Source organism: Flavobacterium defluvii, assembly GCF_900129555.1.
Lineage (GTDB): Bacteria > Bacteroidota > Bacteroidia > Flavobacteriales > Flavobacteriaceae > Flavobacterium > Flavobacterium defluvii.
The window spans coordinates 1-18,336 of record NZ_FQWC01000007.1 but is presented as its reverse complement, the minus strand read 5'-3'; the positions used below and the strand labels follow the sequence as shown (position 1 = coordinate 18,336).

At 33.3% G+C, this 18,336-nt stretch carries 16 protein-coding genes and 1 rRNA gene; 9 read left to right on the top strand and 8 right to left on the bottom strand.

The window, feature by feature from the left end; all coding sequences use genetic code 11:
- The first annotated feature begins 3 nt into the window (after positions 1-3).
- From BUC29_RS15045 to scpA, 6 genes are all read left to right on the top strand, one after another.
- Positions 4-1,131 carry a methionine aminotransferase gene (locus BUC29_RS15045; RefSeq protein ID WP_073417007.1) on the top strand — a complete coding sequence of 376 codons (1,128 nt, stop codon included), beginning with the start codon at positions 4-6 and terminating at the stop codon, positions 1,129-1,131.
- A 74-nt stretch (positions 1,132-1,205) separates the two neighbouring features.
- Positions 1,206-2,087, top strand: a complete 882-nt coding sequence (locus BUC29_RS15040; RefSeq protein ID WP_073417006.1) for an SDR family oxidoreductase — start codon at positions 1,206-1,208, stop codon at positions 2,085-2,087.
- Between the two features lie 252 nt (positions 2,088-2,339).
- Complete coding sequence (gene udk, locus BUC29_RS15035) at positions 2,340-2,948, top strand: uridine kinase (RefSeq protein WP_011921531.1); 609 nt, start codon at positions 2,340-2,342, stop codon at positions 2,946-2,948.
- Between the two features lie 107 nt (positions 2,949-3,055).
- Complete coding sequence (locus BUC29_RS15030) at positions 3,056-3,388, top strand: FtsB family cell division protein (RefSeq protein ID WP_011921532.1); 333 nt, start codon at positions 3,056-3,058, stop codon at positions 3,386-3,388.
- Between the two features lie 17 nt (positions 3,389-3,405).
- On the top strand, positions 3,406-4,767 hold the full coding sequence (locus tag BUC29_RS15025; protein WP_073417005.1) for a methylmalonyl-CoA mutase subunit beta: 1,362 nt from the start codon (positions 3,406-3,408) through the stop codon (positions 4,765-4,767).
- 222 nt (positions 4,768-4,989) lie between these two features.
- Positions 4,990-7,122: a methylmalonyl-CoA mutase gene (gene scpA / locus BUC29_RS15020; protein ID WP_073417004.1), complete on the top strand. Its 2,133-nt coding sequence runs from the start codon at positions 4,990-4,992 to the stop codon at positions 7,120-7,122.
- Positions 7,123-7,174: 52 nt separating this feature from the next.
- Here scpA and BUC29_RS15015 read toward each other — a convergent pair whose 3' ends face one another.
- The 5 genes from BUC29_RS15015 to dapF all read right to left on the bottom strand — a co-directional run bounded on the left by BUC29_RS15015 (position 7,175) and on the right by dapF (position 11,265).
- Positions 7,175-7,819: a peptidoglycan-binding protein LysM gene (locus BUC29_RS15015; RefSeq protein ID WP_073417003.1), complete on the bottom strand. Its 645-nt coding sequence runs from the start codon at positions 7,817-7,819 to the stop codon at positions 7,175-7,177.
- A 99-nt stretch (positions 7,820-7,918) separates the two neighbouring features.
- Entirely contained in the window at positions 7,919-8,836 is a 918-nt protein-coding gene (locus BUC29_RS15010; RefSeq protein ID WP_073417002.1) for a DUF2279 domain-containing protein, read from the bottom strand.
- Positions 8,837-8,838: 2 nt separating this feature from the next.
- Positions 8,839-9,879: an endolytic transglycosylase MltG gene (gene mltG / locus BUC29_RS15005; RefSeq protein WP_073417001.1), complete on the bottom strand. Its 1,041-nt coding sequence runs from the start codon at positions 9,877-9,879 to the stop codon at positions 8,839-8,841.
- A gap of 10 nt (positions 9,880-9,889) precedes the next feature.
- A complete protein-coding gene (locus BUC29_RS15000; RefSeq protein WP_073417000.1) occupies positions 9,890-10,423 on the bottom strand; it encodes a GNAT family N-acetyltransferase in 534 nt (177 codons plus the stop codon).
- Positions 10,424-10,482: 59 nt separating this feature from the next.
- Complete coding sequence (dapF, locus tag BUC29_RS14995) at positions 10,483-11,265, bottom strand: diaminopimelate epimerase (protein ID WP_073416999.1); 783 nt, start codon at positions 11,263-11,265, stop codon at positions 10,483-10,485.
- 173 nt (positions 11,266-11,438) lie between these two features.
- Here dapF and BUC29_RS14990 point away from each other — a divergent pair, with 173 nt between their 5' ends.
- Positions 11,439-12,839: a Do family serine endopeptidase gene (locus BUC29_RS14990; protein ID WP_073416998.1), complete on the top strand. Its 1,401-nt coding sequence runs from the start codon at positions 11,439-11,441 to the stop codon at positions 12,837-12,839.
- Between the two features lie 207 nt (positions 12,840-13,046).
- On the top strand, positions 13,047-14,495 hold the full coding sequence (locus BUC29_RS14985) for a glyceraldehyde-3-phosphate dehydrogenase (RefSeq protein ID WP_073416997.1): 1,449 nt from the start codon (positions 13,047-13,049) through the stop codon (positions 14,493-14,495).
- A gap of 59 nt (positions 14,496-14,554) precedes the next feature.
- On the opposite strand, the gene BUC29_RS14980 is transcribed toward BUC29_RS14985, so the two are convergent.
- Entirely contained in the window at positions 14,555-15,013 is a 459-nt protein-coding gene (locus BUC29_RS14980; protein WP_073416996.1) for an Lrp/AsnC family transcriptional regulator, read from the bottom strand.
- Between the two features lie 199 nt (positions 15,014-15,212).
- Here BUC29_RS14980 and ald point away from each other — a divergent pair, with 199 nt between their 5' ends.
- The gene (ald, locus tag BUC29_RS14975; protein WP_073416995.1) at positions 15,213-16,331 is read left to right on the top strand and encodes an alanine dehydrogenase; all 1,119 of its coding nucleotides are present in this window, start codon (positions 15,213-15,215) and stop codon (positions 16,329-16,331) included.
- 113 nt (positions 16,332-16,444) lie between these two features.
- Here the strand turns inward: ald and pafA are convergent, their stop codons facing one another.
- Positions 16,445-18,064, bottom strand: coding sequence for an alkaline phosphatase PafA (gene pafA / locus BUC29_RS14970; protein WP_073416994.1), 1,620 nt, complete (start codon positions 18,062-18,064; stop codon positions 16,445-16,447).
- 190 nt (positions 18,065-18,254) lie between these two features.
- Positions 18,255-18,336: ribosomal RNA gene (rrf, locus tag BUC29_RS14965) — 5S ribosomal RNA — on the bottom strand; the annotation flags it as partial.

Sequence of the window (18,336 nt, the reverse complement as noted above, 5' to 3'; positions counted from 1 at the left end):
TTTATGAGTAAACTCCCAAACGTAACCACAAGCATATTCACGGTAATGTCAAAAATGGCAGCGGAATATAATGCGATAAATCTTTCGCAGGGATTTCCAAATTTTCCTGTAGATGAAAGATTGACCGATATTGTTGCGAGATTAGCTAAAGAAAATGTGCATCAATACACACCAATGGCAGGTTCTCCGCCGTTGATGAATAAAATTGCAAAGCTGACTCAGGATTCATACAATAGAACGATTAATCCTGATTTAGAACTTTTGGCTACAGCAGGCGCCACACAGGGAATTTTCACAACTATTCTGGCTTTAGTAAGAGAAAATGACGAAGTAATTATTCTTGATCCAAGTTATGATTCTTACGAATCTCCTGTTTTACTTTGTAAAGCAAAACCAGTTCGAGTGGCTTTAAATGATGATTATACGCCAAATTGGGAAACAATCGAAAAATCTTGTTCTGGAAAAACCAGAATGATGATTATCAATAATCCGCATAATCCAACTGGAAAAATTTTAAACGAAGCTGATTTTCTTCAATTAGAAAAAATACTTTCAAAATATCCTGATATTATAGTTTTATCTGATGAAGTGTATGAATATATTACTTTTGAAGAAAAACATATTTCGGCACATACCAAAAGCTTTCTTTTAGACCGCTGTGTTATGGTTTCTTCTTTCGGGAAATCATTTCATATTACGGGCTGGAAAATTGGCTACACCATTGCTCCTGAACATTTAATGAAAGAAATCAAAAAAGTGCATCAGTTTTTGGTTTTCAGCGTAAACAGTATTTCACAGTTTGCTATCAATGAATATTTAGATGTTGTTGATGTAAATCTTTTAGGGAAATTCTATCAGGAAAAAAGAGATTATTTTCAAAAACTACTAAAAAATAGTCGTTTTGAATTAAATCCTTGTGAAGGAACTTATTTTCAGGTAGCTTCTTATGCCAATATTTCAGATGAAGATGATGTAACTTTTTGCAAAAACCTCATTATTAATCATGGCGTTGCAGCCATCCCTATTTCTACTTTTTATTCAGACCATAAAGACCAAAAACTGATACGTTTTTGCTTTGCCAAAGATGATTTCACTTTAGAGTCTGCCGCAAAAAAATTGTGCGAAATATAAATTTTACCAAAAATTTATAACAATATTATGCACGCATCCTATTTTTTTAATTAATATTGTAAAAAAAGAAAAATATGAGCTATACAGATAAAATGTTACGTGATGATGCTTTAAAAGGCAAAGTCATTGTAGTTACAGGCGGCGGAAGCGGTTTGGGAAAAGCTATGACAAAATATTTCTTAGAATTAGGAGCTCAGGTAGCGATAACTTCAAGGGATTTAGAAAAGCTAAAAACTACTGCAGCAGAACTTGAAAGTCAAACTGGCGGAAAATGTCTACCGCTTCAATGTGATGTTCGTCATTACGAAGAAGTAGAAAATATGCTTCAGGAAACTTTAAAAGTTTTCGGAAAAGTAGATGTTCTTTTAAACAATGCTGCCGGAAATTTTATTTCTCCAACTGAACGTTTATCTGCAAATGCATTTGATACTGTTATAGATATCGTCCTTAAAGGTTCTAAAAACTGTACGCTGGCTTTTGGAAAACACTGGATTGACACAAAACAAACATCGGCAACGATTTTAAATATTGTAACAACTTACGCATGGACAGGTTCTGCTTATGTTGTGCCAAGTGCAACTGCAAAAGCAGGAGTTTTAGCCATGACAAGAAGTCTTGCGGTAGAATGGGCAAAATACGGAATCCGTTCTAATGCCATTGCGCCGGGACCATTTCCGACAAAAGGTGCTTGGGACAGATTACTACCTGGAGATCTTTCTGAAAAGTTTGATATGGCTAAAAAAGTGCCTTTGAAACGTGTTGGAGACCATCAGGAACTGGCAAATTTAGCGGCTTATTTAGTTTCAGATTTCTCTGCTTATGTGAATGGTGATGTTATTACAATTGACGGCGGCGAATGGTTAAAAGGTGCCGGACAATTCAATTTATTAGAAGCAATTCCTGAGGAACTTTGGGATCAGCTTGAAATGATGATTAAAGCAAAAAAGAATAAATAATTACAAGTGCTTACTAAATTCAGAATATTTTTTTTAAACTATACTGATTGCACCAAATCCCGAAGGTTTACTTTCGGGATTTTTTTTATGTTTTTCACTATACAAATAATATAATTTCAGTTAAGTAACACTTTGTTTAAACATTCTACAGCTTAAATTTACTTATATTAGTTATATGGTTAAATTACATTACATGTTTAGCGATTCAGTTAAATTATTATTTTTGCCAAACAAATATCAAACAAAAATTTTATGCTCATTATTGGAATTGCAGGAGGAACTGGAAGCGGAAAAACAACGGTTGTACATCAAATTATGAACGAATTGCCAGATACCGAGGTTGGCGTAATTTCTCAGGATTCGTATTATAAAGAAAACCATAACTTGTCTTTTGACGAGAGAGCATTAATCAATTTTGATCATCCTCGTGCTATTGATTTTGAATTATTAGTAAAACACCTTAAAGCTTTAAAAGCCGGTGAAACTATCGATCAGCCAGTTTATTCATTTATTCAGCATAACAGAACCGATGATACGATTTCGACACATCCGAGAAAAGTAATGATTGTTGAAGGAATCTTAATTTTAACAAATCCTGAATTAAGAGAACTTTTTGACATTAAAGTATATGTTCACGCTGATTCTGACGAAAGATTAATTCGTCGTTTAAAAAGAGATATTTCTGAACGCGGACGGGATATCGACGAAGTTTTAAACCGTTACCAAACTACTTTAAAACCTATGCATGAGCAATTTATCGAACCAACAAAAGCATTTGCCGATATTATTATTCCAAACGACAAATACAATACCGTTGCAATTGATGTAGTTCGGGCCGTAATTAATCAGAGAATTTTATAATTTTTATCGTAAATTTAAACCATAATATTTAAGCTCCCGATAATTATCGGGATTGCTTTCTGTAGTGTCTAAAAACTCAATCATATTCAAAAGAAATAATCTGTTGTATGAAATTCAAAAATCCGTATAAAGACAAAAAATGGTTTAAATTCCTGGGTAATAAATACGTCTGGGTATTGTTGTTTTTTGTAATATGGATGCTCTTTCTAGACAATTACTCTTATTTTGATCATCGCTTTTTAGACGGACAAATCAATGAGTTAAAAGACAATAAAAAATATTATCAGGAAGAAATAAAAAAAGATCAGGAACAGATCAAACAACTTAAAAATCCTGAACAAATAGAAAAATACGCTCGCGAAAAGTACTTTATGAAAAAAGACAGCGAAGATATTTATATCATTCATTTTGAAGGAGACACTATTCAGGAAAAAGAATAATTCAGAAAAAACACCAAATGGCCACTAACCTATTCGAAGATTTTAATCCGATTTCATCCAAACAATGGAAACAAAAAATTCAGTTTGAATTGGATGGAGCCGATTACAACCAAACTGTTATCTGGAATTCTCCCGAAGATATTCAGGTAAAACCTTTTTATCACAGCGACGAATTTACTAAATCTGCTTCTGTACAAACTAATGCTTCAGAATTTAAAATCTGCCAAAATATATTTGTACACGATGTCGAAAAATCTATTAACAGAGCCCTAAATACTATTGAAAGAGGTGCTGAAAGTTTACGTTTTACAATTCAAAACGAAAATACCGATGTTCAAAAATTATTAGAAAATCTTCCTTTAGAAGGGAGAACTGTTTATTTTCATTTAAGTTTTCTCTCAATCGATTTCGTAAAAAAACTGGACACTATTTCAGTTCAGAAAAAGGCAGCTTTCTACTGTAATTTAGACCCAATTGGACAATTAGCCCGCGATGGAAACTGGTTTCTAACATCAGACAAAAATAATTTTGAAACGCTTGAAAAAATTTCAACTCAAACCAATCTTCCTTTTCTTAGTGTAGATTTAGGTTTATATCAAAATGCAGGAGCAAATATCACACAGCAGATTGCTTACAGTTTAGCACATACTAATGAATATCTGAATCGTTTTCCGGCTTTATCAAAACCAATAGTTTTTGAAATATCTGTTGGAACCAATTACTTTTTTGAAATCGCCAAACTTCGTGCTTTACGAATACTTTTCAAATTAATTGCTGCCGAATATAATCCAGAATTGGATTGTCATTTTCTGGTTACACCAACAAAACGTAATAAAACTATTTACGATTATAATGTCAATATGCTGCGTACAACAACCGAATGCATGTCGGCTATTTTAGGCGGCGCCGATGCTGTTGCTAATTTACCTTACGATTCGTTATATCACAAAGACAATGAATTTGGCGATCGAATTGCACGAAATCAGCTTTTAGTTTTAAAACACGAAAGTTATTTTGATAAAGTCGATAATCCGGCAGATGGAAGTTATTACATTGAAAGCTTAACCATGCAATTGGCAGAAAAAAGTTTGGCTTTATTTAAAGATATCGAAGCAAACGGAGGTTTCTTAAAACTTTTAAACGACGGAACCATCAAAAAGAAAATTCAGGAAAGTGCCAACAAAGAACAGGAGTTATTCGATTCTAAAAAAGAAGTTTTATTAGGAACGAATAAATATCCAAACAAAGAGGACAGAATGAAACATGATCTGGAATTGTTTCCTTTTGTAAAAATCAAACCAAGAAAAACATTAATTACGCCAATTATAGAAAAAAGATTAGCCGAAAAGTTGGAACAGGAAAGGCTGGAACAAGAATAAAATGGGATTTTATTTTATTGCTTTTTGGATATTATCATTAATTATGATCGTTACTTGTCTATTTTTTTTGACAATCGGAGTTACATATAAAAACTATAAAAAGATTTTTATTGGAATTACAGCCATGGTGCTAGGAATATTGTTTTATTATTTACCATACTATATAATAATGCATAGTATGATTAATTCACTTAAAAATCTTCGTTAGTCATTCAACATAAAATGAGAAAAGACCTTAAACATATTAATCTTCAAAGTCAAAAGTCGAAAGTCGAAAGTCAAAAGTTAGACAATTCGACAGATAATTTTGCAACCGCCGAAGGAATCGAACTCAAAAAACAATATTCTGAAAAGGATATTGAAGATTTAGAGTTTTTGGATTTTGGAGCTGGCTTTACGCCTAATTTGCGTGGCCCATATGCTACAATGTATGTTCGACGTCCGTGGACGATTCGCCAGTATGCCGGATTTTCGACTGCCGAAGAAAGTAATGCTTTTTACAGAAGAAATCTTGCGGCAGGTCAAAAAGGACTTTCGATTGCATTTGATTTACCAACACACCGTGGTTACGATTCAGATCATGAACGTGTAGTTGGAGATGTTGGAAAAGCAGGCGTTGCTATCGATTCTGTCGAAGATATGAAAGTATTATTCGATCAGATTCCACTTGATGAAATGTCAGTTTCAATGACCATGAACGGCGCTGTTTTACCTATTATGGCTTTTTATATTGTGGCCGCCGAAGAACAAGGTGTTGAACTTAGTAAACTTTCGGGAACAATTCAAAATGACATTTTAAAGGAATTCATGGTGCGAAATACTTATATTTATCCACCTGCACCTTCGATGAAAATTATCGCTGATATTTTTGAATTTACGAGCAAAAAAATGCCGAAATTCAATTCGATTTCTATTTCGGGATATCATATGCAGGAAGCCGGAGCAACAGCAGATATTGAACTGGCATATACGCTTGCAGATGGTTTAGAATATATTAGAACCGGATTATCAACCGGAATGACAATTGATGAATTTGCTCCGCGTTTATCTTTCTTTTGGGCAATTGGCATGAACCATTTTATGGAAATTGCAAAAATGAGAGCAGGCCGTATGATTTGGGCAAAACTAATACAGCAATTTAACCCGAAAAGCGATAAATCATTAGCATTAAGAACGCACTGTCAAACCAGCGGATGGAGTTTAACAGAACAAGATCCGTTTAATAATGTGGCCAGAACTTGTATAGAAGCTACTGCTGCAGCTTTTGGAGGAACACAATCTTTGCACACTAATGCTCTTGATGAGGCTATTGCTTTACCAACTGATTTTTCAGCAAGAATTGCCCGAAACACACAAATTTATCTTCAGGAAGAAACTAAAATAACTAAAACTGTTGATCCATGGGGCGGAAGCTATTACGTTGAATCTTTGACAAATGAGATTTTAGAAAATACCTGGAAATTAATTCAAGAAGTTGAAGAACTGGGCGGAATGACGAAAGCTATAGAAGCCGGAATTCCTAAACTTAGAATTGAAGAAGCTGCTGCCAGAAAACAAGCCAGAATTGACAGCGGGCAGGATATTATTGTTGGTGTAAACAAATATAGATTAGAAAAGGAAGACCCGCTTCATATTTTAGATGTTGACAACCAAATGGTTCGTAAACAGCAAATTGAACGACTTAATGATATTAAAGCAAAAAGAGATTCTGAAAAAGTAAAACAATCACTGGAAAAATTAATTCATTGTGCCAAAACCGGAGAAGGAAACTTATTGGAAATTGCCGTAGAAGCTGCCAGAAACAGAGCTACATTAGGCGAAATAAGTGATGCTTTAGAAACTATTTTCGGCAGGTTTAAAGCACAAATTAAATCCTTTAGCGGTGTGTATAGTGCAGCAATAAAAAACGACGAAAATTTTGAAAAAGCAAAACAATTAGCGGATGCTTTTGCAAAACAAGAAGGAAGACGCCCAAGAATTATGATTGCCAAAATGGGGCAAGACGGGCACGATCGAGGTGCAAAAGTAGTTGCAACCGGTTATGCCGATGTTGGTTTTGATGTTGATATTGGTCCTTTATTCCAAACTCCGGCTGAAGCAGCAAAACAGGCTGTAGAAAATGATGTGCACATTTTAGGTGTTTCATCGCTTGCGGCTGGACACAAAACTTTGGTTCCGCAGGTTATTGAAGAACTTAAAAAGCATGATCGTGAAGATATTATGGTAATTGTGGGCGGAGTAATTCCGGCACAGGACTATCAATTTTTATTTGATGCCGGGGCTGCAGCGATTTTTGGACCAGGTACTAAAATTAGCGAAGCTGCTATTCAAATTTTAGAAATATTGATTGACTAAGTTATAGAGATAAAAAAAATCCCGATTTATAAATCGGGATTTTTTTTAATTGTTAATCATTTATTGCAGCATTTTTATCTGCTTCAATAAACGAAAGGTCATAGCCGGCAAAATCTCGCATGTAACTTCTTAATGAAGTTCCGAAAGCATCTCTAAAATGCCTGTTTCCTCCGTTTCTAAAAAAGTTTTTTACTGATCCTGCACCTCCAAGATGGGCAGCTGCTAAAATACCAGATTCTGTAATTTCAACACCATTAATAACTTTACCTTCATATTTTCTGATTTCATTGCGTAAAATCCATTTATTTTTGGATAATAATGCAACAAAAGCTTTTTCCTGCAATGCAGGATCTTTTAGAAAGTCTTTGTCATCTCTGACTCCGATAGCTCTTAAGGCTTTTGAACCAAATTGATATTTTCCCATGTAACCCAGCGAATTTACCATTCGGTATTTTCCCTGAGATTCTTTAAAAGCAACTGCTTCTTTAAAACCGATAAGATGATTTCCAGTGTATGGGACGTTTAGATTTACTTTAGGATAATCATCCTTTTCTAAAGATGGATAAATGTATTCTGATCCATCTGTTTTTTCTGTTAGAAACCACGGTTTGGTTTCGACACTAAAGGGTTTAAAACCCAAACTTAAAAATGTAATAATTACGATTAAACTCGCATAAAAATACCACTTCTTTATCATAAATTGTTTTTCTTCAAATCGCTGTCACCTTTTTGAAATTTCTACGGGGCAAAGGTAATGAAAAACAAAAAAATCTAATTATCAGCACTTTAGCCAAAATCAGAAATATAGTGCATGTGCTTTAAAGCCTTTATTGGCGGAGTATTCGAGAGTTGGAGCCGGAATTTTTATCGTGTTAAAAACAGAAAAAACGGTTTTCAAAAAATGCGATTTTGTGTCAATTTTGGCTAAATTCACATCAAAAGAAAGAAAAAACTGACGGTATCGATCGGGATTTTGAACAGAAACTGGGATTTCATCATGAACATTTCCAGATATCATTCCTTCGGCTCCATATCCAAAAGCAACATTCAGCCATTTTGGAATTTTGGTTTCTTTTGCAAAAGAATGAAGATTGACAGAAAGCCAATAGGTTTGTCCGTTGTAATCTTTTAAAATTTGCTCATTTAATGATTTCCCTAATAAATTAGGACGCATTTTGGCATATTGTGTAGTGTGAAACGAAAACTTGGGAATAATTCTCTGTTCGTTCCACAATAATTCCTGCGAAACATATAAAGCAGTTCCTGTAGCGTTTGCTATAACATCTCCGGAAGAAGCTCCCCATTCAGAAGAATATCCGTCTAAAACTTCAACAGCAGTTAAAAAGGCAAACCCTAAACCAGCACCATAAATCAATTGCGTTTTTTGATCTGCACCGCTCCAGTTTAACATTTCGGCACCAAATCTTCCTAAATGATACGAAGAATACATGTGACCTACTTTATCCATTTGAAGCCACTCATTATTATCATTAATAAAATGAAATTTAGATCTGGGATAATCGGCATACCAAAGCTGGTTGAGTCCCAATAAAGTCGCTGATGCCAAAGCAGTCTCAGTTACAATTACTGTAGTTTGTCTTTTTTTATTTAAAGTATCAGAAGGAGTTAAAAAGCTTTCAATCTTATTCTGAGAAAAAGATTGAAAGCTTAGTAGAAATAAAACCGGTAAAAAAAGGTATTCTCTTAAATTCAAAACTATCTTGTTACGCCTTGACTAGCAATCCAGTCTGAATATCTTTTTGCATTTTTTTGGTGTTCTGCATAATTTGAAGCAAATTCATGGTAACCAAAACGGTCAACACTTGCGCAGAAATATATGTAATCGTTTTTCTCTGGGTTCAAAACTGCTTCTAGTGCCGTAATATCAGCCATAGCAATTGGTCCCGGAGGCAGACCAACATTTACATAAGTATTGTATGGAGATCTCATAATTAGATCATTATAAAAAACCCTTTTTATAACCTGATCAAAATTATTGTCTCTTAATTTTAAAGCATAAATTACTGTTGGATCTGCCTGCAATGGCATTTCTAAACGAAGACGATTTAAATAAACTCCTGCAATACGAGGTCTTTCATCTTTTTTAACTGATTCTTTATGAACGATAGAAGCCAAAATAGAAACCTGAACCGGAGTTAAACCTTGTTTTTTGGCTTGCTCAATTCTTTCGGGTGTCCAGAATTTATGATACTCTTTGATCATTTTATCACGGAATTTTTCTGCAGATGTATTCCAGTAAACTTCGTAAGTATTTGGAATAAACATAGCAAACACATTTTCTTCATTGAATCCGTTTTGTGCTAAAAACGTAGAATCTCTAAAAGCTTTTAATAGTGACGTACTGTCTGCTTCAATTTCTGAACCTACTCTGCCTGCAAAATTTTCTAAACGTTCCTGATTGTTAAAAGCTAATTTTACTGGAACATTCGAACGCATAGCGCGAACTAAATCAATATTGTTCATGTCTTTTTTAAGAAGAAAACGACCAGATTTTACATTTTCGGGGTAACTTCTTTTGCTTGCAACCAATTCAAAATTGTCAAAATTTTTGATATATGGTTCTAATATTTTTTTTACATCACTATAATTGGCTCCAGTTGGCACGTGAACGTAAACTTCTTTTTCTTCAAATTTTGTATTGGCACTAAAAATTCGGCTGATTAAAATAAAACCGTAAATCAAAAGAACAGAAATTACGGCTACAGCAGTTATGGTGATGATTTTTTTTAATTTCAAAGCTATTAGTTTAAATGTTTTTATTGATTAACTGAAAAATTGCTTCGTCTTGATAGTGGTTATTTTGCAAAATCCAGTCTTTTTTAATTCCTATTTTCTCAAAACCAAATTTAGTAAAAAGAGCTATACTTGCTTCATTATTTGTACTAATATTTGCATATAGCTGATGCAGATTTAAATTAAAAAAAGAGTATTTTATTAAAAGTTCTAATGCCTCAGAACCAATCTTTTGACCTCTGTTTTCATTTTTTTGAATTACAATGCCTACTCCTGCTCTGTTATTTCTTGGATCAAATTCAAATAAATCGATCAATCCGATGGCCGGAAAATCTTCATCCTGACAAATCGCCAGACGTAATTGTTTTGCTTCATAAATATCCTGTTGAGCATTTTCAAGATATTGGCGAATTAAAAAACGACTGTAAGGTGTATTGGTATTACTAACTTCCCAAATGCTCTGGTCATTTTCCATGCTATGCACAAATTCCAGATCTTCTGGTTCGAGTGCACGCAGATAAATGTTATCGCCTTTGAGTGTTATCATTTGCAATTTTAGATTTTAAATTGATTTTGTCTTCGACTTGCTCAGACTGACATCATTGATTATATTTCAATACTACCTTTAAAAACAAATTTTGCAGGTCCTGTTAGAAAGACATTAGTAAAATGATCTCCTAATTTATCGAAAGAAACCACAAGTTTTCCTCCTTCAACATTTAAGTTAATTGAAGTTTTGTCAGTTTGTCCAATAGCATTCATAGCAATGGCAACTGCTGTTGCTCCGGTTCCGCAGGCAAGAGTTTCATCTTCAACACCTCTTTCGTAAGTACGTAATGAGAAAGTATCATCATCTACTTTTTTTACAAAATTAACATTGCTTCCTTTTTGTCCATATAATTCTCCGTAACGAATTGCTGCTCCGTTTTCTTTTACATTATAATGTTCTAAATCGTCAACAATTTGTACGTGATGCGGAGAACCAGTATTTAAAAAAGTATAAGAATCTTTTTTCTGCACTTCATCAACATCGATCATTTGAAGTGAAATAATTGAGTTATCTCCAACTGAAGCATGGTGTAGTCCATCGGTAGCTATAAATGTCGTTTTGTCATCTATAACTCCTAATTTATTTGCGAAAGCAACCAGACAACGGCCGCCATTGCCACACATCGAACTTTGGTTTCCATCTGAATTATAATAAACCATTCTAAAATCTGTTTCAGAATCATTTTCTAATAAAATTAATCCGTCAGCTCCAATTCCGAAACGTCTGTCACACAAGCGTTCAATCAGTTCTACATCGTCTTTCGGGAAGAATCCAGATCTGTTATCGATCATCACAAAATCGTTTCCTGTTCCCTGATATTTATAAAATTCTATTTGCATTTTTTAGTCGTTAAGAATTACAAAAGTACGAAGAAACTATGAAGATTAATTAAGGAAATGTTAATCAATGTTAAAGAGCGTTAAACCGTTTTTCTAAATAATTTTTTGGCATAATTTTACGTTATAAATGTTAAAAACAAATAACTAAAATAACTTAAAACATAAACTGTAATATGAAAAAATTTTCAACCTTATTTTTAGTTTCACTACTAAGCGGTGCTACTACGCTTGGTGCTTACAAGTTATTATTTGATGGCAGTGATTCTTTTTTTGGAAAAGGAAATTCTGTTGTTACCCTTGCTCCTAACTCATACGGGCGAACTGTTGGGTTACCTGCCGAAGCAGTTGATTTTACTGAAGCTGCAGACAAAACAATTCATACAGTTGTTCACGTTAAAAATGTTTCAAGAAGAACAGTCAGTAATCCAATGTTAGAATTTTTCTACGGATATGGCGGACAGCAGCAGCAAGAACAAGTAGGAACCGGATCTGGTGTTATTATTTCTGAAGATGGCTATATTGTAACAAATAATCACGTGATTAAAGATGCATCTGAAATTGAAATTACATTAAATAATAAAAAATCATACAAAGCAAAATTAGTTGGTACAGATTCTAAAATGGATATTGCATTATTAAAAATCAATGCTGACGAAAAATTACCATATACTCCTTTTGCAAATTCAGATTCTGTAAAAGTTGGAGAATGGGTTTTGGCAGTTGGAAATCCATATAATTTGACTTCGACTGTTACTGCCGGAATTGTTTCGGCGAAAGCCAGAAATTTAGACCAAAGCGGAATCCAGTCTTTTATACAAACTGATGCGGCTGTAAATCCAGGAAACTCTGGTGGTGCATTGGTCAATACAAGAGGAGAATTGATTGGCATTAACACTATGATTTCTTCTATGACAGGTTCGTATGTTGGATATTCATTTGCTGTTCCGTCAAACATTGCCAGAAAAATTATTGAAGATATAATGGAATATGGAAATGTACAAAGAGGAATTTTGGGTGTTGAAGGAGGTGAATTAAACAGTACTGCATCTAAAGAATTAGGAATTACTGAAACCCAAGGTTTCTACATCAACAAAGTTTCTAAAAACTCGGGCGCCGAAAAAGCAGGTCTTACAAAAGGTGATATTATTGTAAAACTGGACGAGCAGAATATTTCGACTTTTGCTGATCTTTCAGGTTACATTAATACAAAACGTCCAAATGATGTTGTAAAAGTAACTTATATAAAAGACGGAAAAACTAAAACAGTTCCGGTTACTTTAAGTAAAAATGAATTTTTTAGTACTGAATTTAAAGGTATTGAATTAGAAAATATTGATGCTGCAGATAAAAAGAAATTCAGAATTGATTATGGTGTAAAAATCAAAAACATCACAAATGAAAATTTAATGCAGTATCAAAATGAATTGCAGGGAAATATTATTTTAAGTATTGATAATGTAAAAGCGACAAATGTTGAAACGGTTTCTAAACTTTTAAGTAAAAAGGACGAAGGACAAAGCGTTCGTATAGAAATGATCAACAAAAATGGAGAAATATTTAGAATTATTATTTAGTCTCGTTTTACAACCACAGTATTTAGTTCTTTGAAACTTTAAATTGTGAGTGAGGCAGAAAACAAAAAAGCCATCTTAAGAAATTAAGGTGGCTTTTTTATTTTATAAAAATAAATGCTAAAATAGTTTACGAAATCGATTGAAATAGATACTTTTGCGCCAAATTATAAAATAAGTGAGTGTTTTATTATTTCAATTTAATCAATTATGAACAAAAATTCTTTATACCAAAAAGAGGTATCATTACAAGTCGACCGAAGAAGAGCTGGTGTCGAATTAATTAAAGTGATAAGTGATTTATGGTATGACAAATCCATCGAAATGGTTTTATTTAAAAATCAATTATTGGATAAAAATGTCAGCGATATTATCAATCTTCATCAATATGCAGGTGAATTTGTGGGCAAACCAATTACCATTTTCGATTCGGTAGAAATTGCAAAAGTTGTTTTATCATTAGATCTTCCGCCTGCAAAAATAGATTTAGGAAAATTAACGTATGAATATCGTTTAGAAGATGAAAAATATCCAGACGCAAGATATTTCGTGATTGAAAAATTAAAAAAATCAAAATCCTCTCAGGAGATTCAGCCTAAAGATGTTGTCTTGTATGGTTTTGGAAGAATTGGGCGTTTATTGGCGAGAGAATTAATGTCTAAAACCGGAAAAGGAAATCAATTACGTTTGAGAGCCATTGTGACCAGAGATAAAAATGATGCTACAAGTTTAGAAAAACGAGCTTCTTTATTGCGATATGATTCAATTCATGGTGACTTTCAAGGTTCTGTAATTGCCGATCCAAAAAATAATGCTTTGATAATTAATGGCACAACAGTTCATATAATTACTGCAAATTCTCCGGAAGAAATCGATTATACACAATACGAAATTAACGATGCACTGGTAATCGATAATACTGGAGCATATACGACAGAAGAGGCTTTAAAAAGACATTTAAAATCGAATGGTGTAAACAAAGTTTTATTGACGGCTCCAGGAAAAGGCGTTCCAAATATTGTTCACGGTGTTAATCATAATGATTATAATCCAGACGAAAATGATATTTTTTCTGCTGCCTCCTGTACTACAAATGCTATTACGCCTGTTTTGAAAGTGATAGAAGAAACTTTAGGAGTTGCAAAAGGTCATTTAGAAACTATTCACGCATATACAAATGATCAGAATTTGGTTGACAATATGCACAAAAAATACCGTCGCGGAAGGGCGGCAGCATTAAATATGGTAATTACTGAAACGGGAGCCGGAAATGCTGTTGCGAAAGCTTTACCCTCTTTGGAAGGAAAACTGACTTCAAATGCAATTAGGGTTCCGGTTCCAAATGGTTCATTAGTTGTTCTAAATTTAGAAGTTAAAAAAGCAACTTCTATTGCGGGAATTAATAAAATCATGAAAAAATATGCTCTCGAAGGAGAATTGGTAGAGCAAATCAAATATTCGTTGAATAATGAATTGGTTTCTTCTGATATTGTTGGAACTACGGCTCCCTCTATTTATGACAGCAATGCCACAATAGTTTCAAAAGACGGAAAAAATATTGTCCTTTATATTTGGTACGATAATGAATACGGATACAGTCATCAGGTTATACGTCTTGCAAAATATATTGCCAAAGTAAGACGTTATACTTATTATTAATTCACAACCAAACTAACTATTTTCAAAACCATCAAGCATTCTTGGTGGTTTTTTCTTTACTAAATAGGTAAAACTGTTGTGCTCTTTACTTCAGAAATCACAAAAACAGTATTTATAAGAGAAACTTCCGGTAAAATAGACAATTTCTTTTGATGAAAATGATGGTAACTTTCCATATCGGGAATTATGATTTTGAGCATATAATCAAAATTTCCTGAAACGTAGTTACATTCTACAACCTCAGGTAAATTTAAAATCGACTGATTAAAACCTTCAGAAGTATCATAAGTTTGTTTTGTCAATGTAACCTGACAATAAACTGTCAGATTATTGCCTAGTTTTTTTTTATCTAAAAGGGTGACATATTTTTCTATAATTCCATCTTTTTCAAGACGTTTCACACGATCATGAACCGGAGTCAAAGACAAGTTTATTTTATTTGCGATGTCTTTTAAAGTATAATGTGCATCTTCCTGAAGAAGACGTAAGATTTTTTTGTCAATTTCATCTAAAGCCATAACGAAAACGTTTTATTTGAGAATGAATTTTCAGTCTTTTTTTCTTTTTGAAGAATGTTTAAAGCACTAAAACAGAATAAATTTCTGTAAAATTAAAAAATAAAATAATATTTTCTTATTTATTATCTGTTAAACCATAATTTATTCTCTCTCTGTAGCTTTGTAAAACAATTTCAATAAAACAAAAAAATATATCAAAATGATAATAGGTGTTCCAAAAGAAATAAAAAATAATGAGAACAGAGTTGCTTTAACTCCAGCAGGTGTTTCAGAAATGAAAAAACACGGACATACTGTATATGTACAATCAACTGCCGGTTTAGGAAGTGGTTTTGCTGATGAAGAATATGCTCAGGCTGGTGCGGTTATTTTACCAACTATTGAAGAGGTTTATGCAATTGCAGAAATGATCATCAAAGTAAAAGAACCAATTGCATCTGAATATCCATTTATCAAAAAGGATCAGCTATTATTCACTTATTTCCACTTTGCTTCTTCAGAAGAATTGACTCATGCCATGCTTGAAAGAGGAGCAGTTTGTTTGGCTTACGAAACTGTAGAAAAAACAGATCGTAGTTTACCATTGTTAGTTCCTATGTCTGAAGTTGCAGGTCGTATGGCTATTCAACAAGGAGCTAAATATCTTGAAAAACCATTAAAAGGAAGAGGAATCCTTTTAGGTGGTGTTCCGGGTGTTCCACCAGCAAAAGTTTTAGTTTTGGGTGGAGGAATTGTTGGAACTCAAGCTGCAAAAATGGCTGCAGGATTAGGAGCTCAGGTTACCATTATGGATTTAAGTCTGCCACGTTTACGTCAATTAGATGATATTATGCCGGCAAACGTAAATACAGAAATGTCTAACCATTATAATATTACAAGAGCAATTAAAGATGCTGACTTAATTGTTGGAGCAGTTTTAATTCCTGGAGCAAAAGCACCACACTTAATTACTCGAGATATGCTTAAGTTAATGCGTCCGGGAACTGTAGTTGTTGACGTTGCCGTTGATCAAGGTGGATGTATTGAGACTTGTACTCCAACAACTCACGAGAACCCAACTTTTATTATCGATGATATTGTTCACTACTGTGTAGCTAATATGCCAGGTGCAGTTCCTTATACATCAACTTTAGCATTAACTAATGCTACTTTGCCATATGCTGTACAATTAGCAAACAAAGGATGGGAAAAAGCTTGTGCAGAAAATGAAGAATTGAAAAAAGGTCTGAATGTTGCTAATGGAAAAATCCTTTACAAAGGAGTTGCCGAAGCATGGAATTTACCTTTTAATGAAGAATTAGTATTGGCAAACGCATAGTGCCAATATTATATAAGTGCTTACTAAGCAATAAAGTAAAAGGCTTTTCATAATGAAAAGCCTTTTTTTATACTACAAAATCCAGTGTACACTATCAGTTTTTTTATAGATGATTATTTTTTTTCATCTAAAACCTCCTGCAATACTTTTGCTTCAGTACCGTTAGGAAAAGTAACTTTTATCTTCTGGGCAATTGTTGGAGCTATTTCTGTAATTACTTTTTTATCATAAGATTCTCCTTTTTTAATATGCCATCCGTAAAAAAATGCCGGAACGTGAGTATCATAACTGTAAATTGTACCGTGAGAAGTTCCTGTTGTAGAATATTCAATATCTCCAGGTTTATCAACAATAACCAAATCACCATTTTGTGTTACATCATAACCTTTAGCAACAAAATTTAAAGAATAATCATTTCCAGCATTAGCTAAAATCTCTTCCTCAGTATAAACTTTTTTAACTTGTGGCTGAGAAATCAAAAACTCTTTGAAAGTTTGTTTAACTTTTGATAATTCTAAACCTTTATCTTTTATAATTTGCTTATTAAAGAAAACATTGAAATTTGAGTAGTTTAAAATTAAATCAACTCCAAAAGTTTTAATTGAAAAGTCTTGTAAGCTTTTCTTAACTTCTTTTGATGGATAGTTGTCAACATTATATTTACGATCTTTTAAATAAATTACATTTTCAGCTCCAGCATGATCTGCAGTTAAAAACAGAAGATAATTTCCTTTACCAACCGTTTTATCCAAATAAGCCAAGAAGTCGGCAATAGTTTGGTCTAATCTCAAATAAGTATCCTGAAGCTCCATAGATCTTGGTCCAAGTAAATGACCAATATAATCAGTAGAAGAAAAACTAACTGTTAAGAAGTCTGTAACATTATCTTTTCCAAGTTCTTCTTTTTCTATCGCCCTTTTAGCAAATTCAGCTAAAAGATCATTACCAAAAGGAGTTGAACGGATAATACCGGCATCATTTTTCTCATACATTGATTTTAAATCATATGGGAAAACCGGAGCCGCGCTTCCGTATAACTTACCTTCGTAAGGATTATTATCTGGAAGACTTTCGTTATAAACTGAAACTGGTTTATATAAATCCCAGTTTTTATTGATATATTTTAAGTAATTTTTTTCATTATTGAATTCTGATACCCATTCCGGTAATTTTTCTCCATAAAAAGTGCTAGAAATAAACGAACCTGTTTTGCTATACCAAAAAGCCCAATTCGCAAAATGACCCGCAGGAAGAATTGCACCACGATCTTTAAGACTCATACCAATGACTTTTCCTGCAAAATTAGTAGCCATTCTAACTTCATCAGTAATCGTTGTACTTTGAAGATTTTTAGGAGACATTGCGCCTTCTTCTACTGTTCCGTCACCAACAGTTTTTACACCAGCGTCATCTGTACAATACATTTCTTTACCAAGAGTCCTGCTAAACCACTCGTTACCTACAATTCCATGTGTAGCAGGCGTAGTACCAGTATATATTGAAGCATGTCCTGGTGCAGTATAGGTTGGCATATAATTATAATGCATGTTTTGAAAAACAAATCCATCATTCATTAATTTCTTAAAACCATTCGAGGAAAAATCATCTGAAAATCGATATAAATATTCCATTTTCATTTGATCAACTACTATACCTACAACTAGTTTGGGACGTTGTTGTGCACTTAAACTTGTTATAACTAAAAGTGCCAACAGTAAAATATTTTTCTTCATGTTTAAATAAATAATATAAGCACAAAAATACTCATTCAAATTTTAAAATTCTAAAGTATAAATGAAGAAGAACAAACAATTGACTTTAATTTAACAGTTTAGTCTATGTTTAAAAATAGATTTTAAATTATATAAAACAAAAAAGATTAAAAACAAAAAACCCTATCCGATTAGGATAGGGTTTTTAAAAGAAAGGCGACGACATACTCTCCCACAATACTGCAGTACCATCTGCGCAGGCGGGCTTAACTTCTCTGTTCGGGATGGGAAGA

Excerpts from the sequence above, each read along its gene's own strand:
- BUC29_RS15045 (WP_073417007.1), top strand. The coding sequence starts at position 4 with ATGAGTAAACTCCCAAACGTAACCACAAGCATATTCACGGTAATGTCA.
- BUC29_RS15040 (WP_073417006.1), top strand. The coding sequence starts at position 1,206 with ATGAGCTATACAGATAAAATGTTACGTGATGATGCTTTAAAAGGCAAA.
- udk (WP_011921531.1), top strand. The coding sequence starts at position 2,340 with ATGCTCATTATTGGAATTGCAGGAGGAACTGGAAGCGGAAAAACAACG.
- BUC29_RS15030 (WP_011921532.1), top strand. The coding sequence starts at position 3,056 with ATGAAATTCAAAAATCCGTATAAAGACAAAAAATGGTTTAAATTCCTG.
- BUC29_RS15025 (WP_073417005.1), top strand. The coding sequence starts at position 3,406 with ATGGCCACTAACCTATTCGAAGATTTTAATCCGATTTCATCCAAACAA.
- scpA (WP_073417004.1), top strand. The coding sequence starts at position 4,990 with ATGAGAAAAGACCTTAAACATATTAATCTTCAAAGTCAAAAGTCGAAA.
- BUC29_RS15015 (WP_073417003.1), bottom strand. The coding sequence starts at position 7,819 with ATGATAAAGAAGTGGTATTTTTATGCGAGTTTAATCGTAATTATTACA.
- BUC29_RS15000 (WP_073417000.1), bottom strand. The coding sequence starts at position 10,423 with ATGATAACACTCAAAGGCGATAACATTTATCTGCGTGCACTCGAACCA.
- dapF (WP_073416999.1), bottom strand. The coding sequence starts at position 11,265 with ATGCAAATAGAATTTTATAAATATCAGGGAACAGGAAACGATTTTGTG.
- BUC29_RS14990 (WP_073416998.1), top strand. The coding sequence starts at position 11,439 with ATGAAAAAATTTTCAACCTTATTTTTAGTTTCACTACTAAGCGGTGCT.
- BUC29_RS14985 (WP_073416997.1), top strand. The coding sequence starts at position 13,047 with ATGAACAAAAATTCTTTATACCAAAAAGAGGTATCATTACAAGTCGAC.
- BUC29_RS14980 (WP_073416996.1), bottom strand. The coding sequence starts at position 15,013 with ATGGCTTTAGATGAAATTGACAAAAAAATCTTACGTCTTCTTCAGGAA.
- ald (WP_073416995.1), top strand. The coding sequence starts at position 15,213 with ATGATAATAGGTGTTCCAAAAGAAATAAAAAATAATGAGAACAGAGTT.
- pafA (WP_073416994.1), bottom strand. The coding sequence starts at position 18,064 with ATGAAGAAAAATATTTTACTGTTGGCACTTTTAGTTATAACAAGTTTA.